Origin of the sequence: Streptomyces anandii JCM 4720 (assembly GCF_014650655.1) — a bacterium.
Lineage (GTDB): Bacteria > Actinomycetota > Actinomycetes > Streptomycetales > Streptomycetaceae > Streptomyces > Streptomyces anandii.
Map to the genome: position 1 here is coordinate 143,971 of NZ_BMVJ01000010.1, position 4,715 is coordinate 148,685.

Below are 4,715 nucleotides of genomic sequence, written 5' to 3' on the forward strand. Positions count from 1 at the left end.
CCTTGACCTCCGCCACGCCTGGCAGGACGGACAGCGCGGGCGCGAAGTCGTGCGCGGCAGCGGGCCCGGTGGTGGTGGCGAACACGGTGAGCGCACCGCCGTCACTCGTACCGAAATCGCCGCGCACCAGGTCACCGGTCTGCCGGGCGGCGGCGCCCGGCGGCAGCGCCCGGTCGTCGGGAATGGCGAAGCCGGCGTGGACGAACGGCCCGGCGAGCGTCAGCAGCAGCCCGAGCACCGGCAGCGCGGCTGTCAGCGGACGGCGTACGACGGCGCGCGCCAGCCGCTCCCAGGCCCGTGACGCCGAGCCGGCCCGCGCTCGGCGGCGCCACGGCACGGCCCAGGCGTTCACACGCCCGCCGAGCAGCGTCAGCAGCGCGGGCAGGACCGTGACGGCCGCGACCGCGGCCACGGCCACCACGGCGATGCCCGCGTAGGCGAAGGAGCGCAGGAAGTACGGCGGGAAGACCAGCAGCGTCGCCAGCGCGGCGCACACGGTGGCGGCGCTGAAGAAGATGGTGTGTCCCGCGGTGGCCACGGTCCTTTGGGCCGCGTCGCGTGGCGCGTGTCCCCGGGACAGTTCCTCGCGGAAGCGGGAGACGACCAGCAGCCCGTAGTCGATGCCGAGGCCGAGACCGAGCGCGGTGGTGAGGTTCAGCGCGAACACCGACACGTCGGTGACGCCGCCGAGCAGGTTCAGCGCCAGCAGCGTCCCGCTGATCGCCAGGAGGCCGATGAGCAGGGGCAGCGCCGCGGCCACCGCGCTGCCGAACACCAGGAGCAGCAGGAGCAGGGTGCCGGGGAGGACCACGGCCTCGGCCCGTTGCAGGTCGGAGGCCGTGGTGGCCTGCGTCTCCGCGTCGACCAGCGCCTTTCCGCCCGCGTGGACGGTCAGCGCGGCCGGGCCGCCCGGCGGCGGGGCGGCCAGGGCGGCGCGGACCTGTTCGGCGCGGGCGCCGAGGGCGTCGCCCTCGCCGTCGACGCGTGCGAGCAGCAGCGCCGAGTGCCCGTCCCGGCCGCGCAGTTCCGCCGCGCCGCCGCGCCAGTACGAGGACACCTCGCCGACGTGCGGCTGAGCGGACAGGCGGCGGGTCAGCTCCTGCCCCGCCCTCCTGACGGCGGGCGCGTCCACGCTGCGGTGCGGCCCGGCCTGCGCGACCACGACCAGGTTCGGCGTGGTTCCCCGGTACCCGGCGGTCGTGCGGGCCACGTAGGTGGAGTCGGACGAGGGATCGTCGTACCCCTGCGTCTTCAGCCGCCCCGTCGCGCCCGCGCCGAACACCACCGACAGGACGAGGAAGGCCAGGGCGGCGAACAGCACCAGCCGGGGGCTACGGGTCGCGGTGGTACCCAGCCTGCGGTACATACGGCCTCCAGTCGGGCGCGGTCCAGTCGTTCCGCTGCATGCGGTCGACTGCCACCGTGGCCCGACCGGGAGGAGGCGTCCCAGCCACGACGGTTCGCTACTTGACGGGAGGTGGTGCGGGTATTACGGGGCGGCGGAAGCGGGAGGTGCCGATGCCGGGGCGGAGACCGGCGCCGACTCGGATGTGGAGGTGGACGGGGGTGTGGAGACGGCGGACGCGGTTGCCGTCGGGGTCGCCGAGTACGCCGATGCCGGTGCGGTCGCGGTCATGCTTGCCGAGGCCGAGGCCGAGGCCGAGGCCGACGCGGACGCCGACGGCGACGCGGACGCGGATGCCTGGCCGAGCGGTGTCAGCACCGCGTCGGTCACCAGCCCCGCCGCGTTCGTCGTGAGGGTGACGGGGTCGGCGGCGCCGAGGAGGTGATCGCAGCCCAGGTTGGTGAAGGTCTGGTTGGCCCGCGCGGCCAGGAAGCCGAAGAGGTTCGGCGCCGTGCCCGGGTCCGGCGAGGGCGCCTTCACGAGGAGCGCCTTGTCCTTGAAGACGCGCTGGATGCCGGCGGGGTCACGGAAGAGGGCGCTGCAGAAGGCCGCCCCGTCGCCGTCGGCCCCGGAGCGGACCGCCGGCATGTCGACCCCCGCCCGGTAGGCGTTGGTCTTCGCGACGCTCCTGCGGCCGTCGACGAGCGTCATCGGGTCGTTCATCGGGATCAGCGCGATCGGCGCCTTCTGGTTGGCGGCGGCGGACAGTTCGTCCAGCGCGAGGGCGGAACCGGTCCGGCCGTCGCTGGACTGGTCGGGCGCGGTGAAGGGCTTGCAGCCGAGCGCCGGGTCCAGGAACTGGGTCAGCAGCAGGTTGTCGCTGCCGTTGGCGAGATCCTTGGGGACCTCGGCGGTCCTCGACCTCGTCCTGCCGTTGTGGCGGTGGTGGCGGTCGCCCCGGTTGGAGAGCCTGGCCGCCCTGCGCAGCGCCGCCCTGCCCGCGGCGTTGTTCTGGGCGATGTGGCCGCGGGCGTCGGCGAGGTAGTGGGTCACCACGTTGTCGCTTCCGTCCTGGTCCACGACCGAGAAGTCCCTCGTGGTCGGGCAGGGCATGCCGTCCTTGGCGGTCCCGAGGGCCGGGATCTTCAGGTGCTTCTTGGCGATCTGGGCGTTGGCGGCCCGGAAGAACGCGGGCGCGTTGCAGTACGCGAACTGCCCGAACACGGATTTCCGCAGCCCGTTGACGCACTTGCCCTGGGCGAGGCTGTTCGAGCGGCCGCTGGTGCGCAGGGTGAGGTCGGCGCTGTTGAACCCGAACCAGATGCCGACCGTGGAGCCCTTCGGCACCGAGGGCCGCACCGGGCGCGCGGCCGGTCTCGCGCCCTTGTCGATCACCAGCGGGTTGTAGATCGTCAGTCTGCCCTTGGTGTCGATGATGGCGGCTTCCACGAAAGCCGACTGATCGGCGTTGGCCTCGTGGCACGGTCCCTGTGCGGGGTCGGTGGCGACGAGTCTGTACGGCGTGGCCAGGCCCGCGGCGGTGAGGGGGTGGTCCGGGACCAGCAGCGTGCAGTTGGGATTCGGCTTCTCCTGCTGCTGCTGCGCGGAGGCGGCCCTGCCCCGGCGCGTGCCGTGCTGGCCGCGGCTCTCCGCCGCGAACACCGAGCCCGCGACCACGGCCAGGATCACCGGCCCGCCGATCAGGGCGAGCGACAGCTTGGACCGTTTCCGCCGCCGGGCACGCTCTCGCTGCACGACGCGCGACGACTGTGTCGAGTCCTTGCGGGGCACTGGGCTGCTCCTCACTGTGCTTCCCTCCGTCGGCGGGAGCCCACGGTCGTACGGGGGCACACGATGGTCGTGACGGCACGGGCCCCAGTGCCCGGCGGCACAAGGGGCCCACTCGCGGTACGGGCCGCTCCGCGGGGGCGTTCAGAGGCCCTGGCAGCCATTGCGAAGTCTTGGAATTCTTGACGAAACGGCAAGATTCCTCGGTGTGGCCGGCTCGGCGTGGCGCCTTCGTAGGATTGGCCCATGAGTCGTTGGAGGGAACTGACGGGGGAGACGTCCGGCCGGGACTACGCCGCCCGGTTCGCGGCCCTGGCCCGCAGCGGAAAGGACATGCACGGCGAGGCACGGTTCTGCGCGGAGCTCGTGCCGCCCGGCGCGCGGATCCTGGACGCGGGGTGCGGCACCGGGCGGGTCATGATCCGCCTCGCCGAGCTGGGGTACGACTGCGTGGGCGTGGACCTCGACGCCTCGATGCTGGCCGTGGCACGGGAACAGGCGCCGGAGCTGCCCTGGCTCCAGGCGGACCTCACGCGGTTCGACGCGGGGGCGCTCGGTGTCGCAGCGGACTTCGACCTCGTGGTCGCCGCGGGCAACGTCGTCCCGCTGCTCGCCCCCGGCACCGAGGCCACGGCGACGGCACGCCTCGCCGCCGCCCTGCGCCCCGGCGGTCTGCTGGTGGTCGGCTTCGGCCTGGACGAGGCCCACCTGCCCGTACCGCCGACCGTCACCCTGCCCCAGTACGACGCCCACTGCGCGGCGGCCGGCCTCACCCTCGTCGACCGCTTCGCCACCTGGGACGCGGACCCCTACACCGGCGGCGGCTACGCGGTCAGCGTCCACCGCCGATGACCCGGCAGGGGCGTACGACACCCGACACGGGGCATGGACATGCCGGGCCGGGCACACCATTCTCCGCCGCATGCTCCGCATTCATCACACGGTGGCTCTCGCACCCGTCCCCCGCCGATGGCCGGCCGACGCGCTTGAGGTGATCCGCACCCAGGTGGAGGAGACCGAGGCGAAGGGCCACCGACTGCTGCTGCCGGACGGGCGGCCGCTGCGGGACGTACGGCTGGCAGAGGGCCGGCACCTACGACCCGGAGCGGTCTACGTCGTCGGGGAGCCGGACGCCGAACCAGCCACAACGGTCAGGAACACACCAGGACGGATCACGATCGCCCAATGGGACCGCCGCCGAGCCGTACGCCTGAGCCTGTCCCTGACCGACGCGGACACCCACGTCACGGCGGACATCGCCCTCACCAGCCCCGACCGTCCCCGCCTGCTGGAGGCGAGCGGCCGGGTCCGCACCGCGGGTGGGGCGGCGCGCGGCCGAGTACGTGTACGGCTGGACGACTGGTGGAGCGCCGCGGAAGGCGGCCGCACCTCACCGACCGCCCCCGCCACGGCACGCCTGGACCACCGCCTGCTCCGTGCCGAGTTGCGAGCCGTCCCCCGTCCCAGCCCGGACGGCGAGGGCTGGGAGGCGCACATCACGATCTCGCTGCGCGGCCGTTCGCTGCTACGGCCTCTGGCGGCCGTCGTCCTCGCGCTGACCGGCCGCTGGACGCGCCGGGCG

4 protein-coding genes are annotated in these 4,715 nt (G+C 73.8%); 2 read left to right on the top strand and 2 right to left on the bottom strand.

The window, feature by feature from the left end; genetic code table 11:
• On the bottom strand, positions 1-1,366 hold a 1,366-nt coding region (locus IE249_RS19605; RefSeq protein ID WP_189706233.1), incomplete at its 3' end, for an MMPL family transporter.
• A 123-nt stretch (positions 1,367-1,489) separates the two neighbouring features.
• Positions 1,490-3,100: a hypothetical protein gene (locus IE249_RS19610; protein WP_189706235.1), complete on the bottom strand. Its 1,611-nt coding sequence runs from the start codon at positions 3,098-3,100 to the stop codon at positions 1,490-1,492.
• A gap of 279 nt (positions 3,101-3,379) precedes the next feature.
• Here IE249_RS19610 and IE249_RS19615 point away from each other — a divergent pair, with 279 nt between their 5' ends.
• Positions 3,380-3,985, top strand: a complete 606-nt coding sequence (locus IE249_RS19615) for a class I SAM-dependent methyltransferase (protein WP_189706237.1) — start codon at positions 3,380-3,382, stop codon at positions 3,983-3,985.
• A gap of 70 nt (positions 3,986-4,055) precedes the next feature.
• The coding region (locus IE249_RS19620; protein WP_189706239.1) for a hypothetical protein at positions 4,056-4,715 on the top strand (660 nt) is incomplete at its 3' end.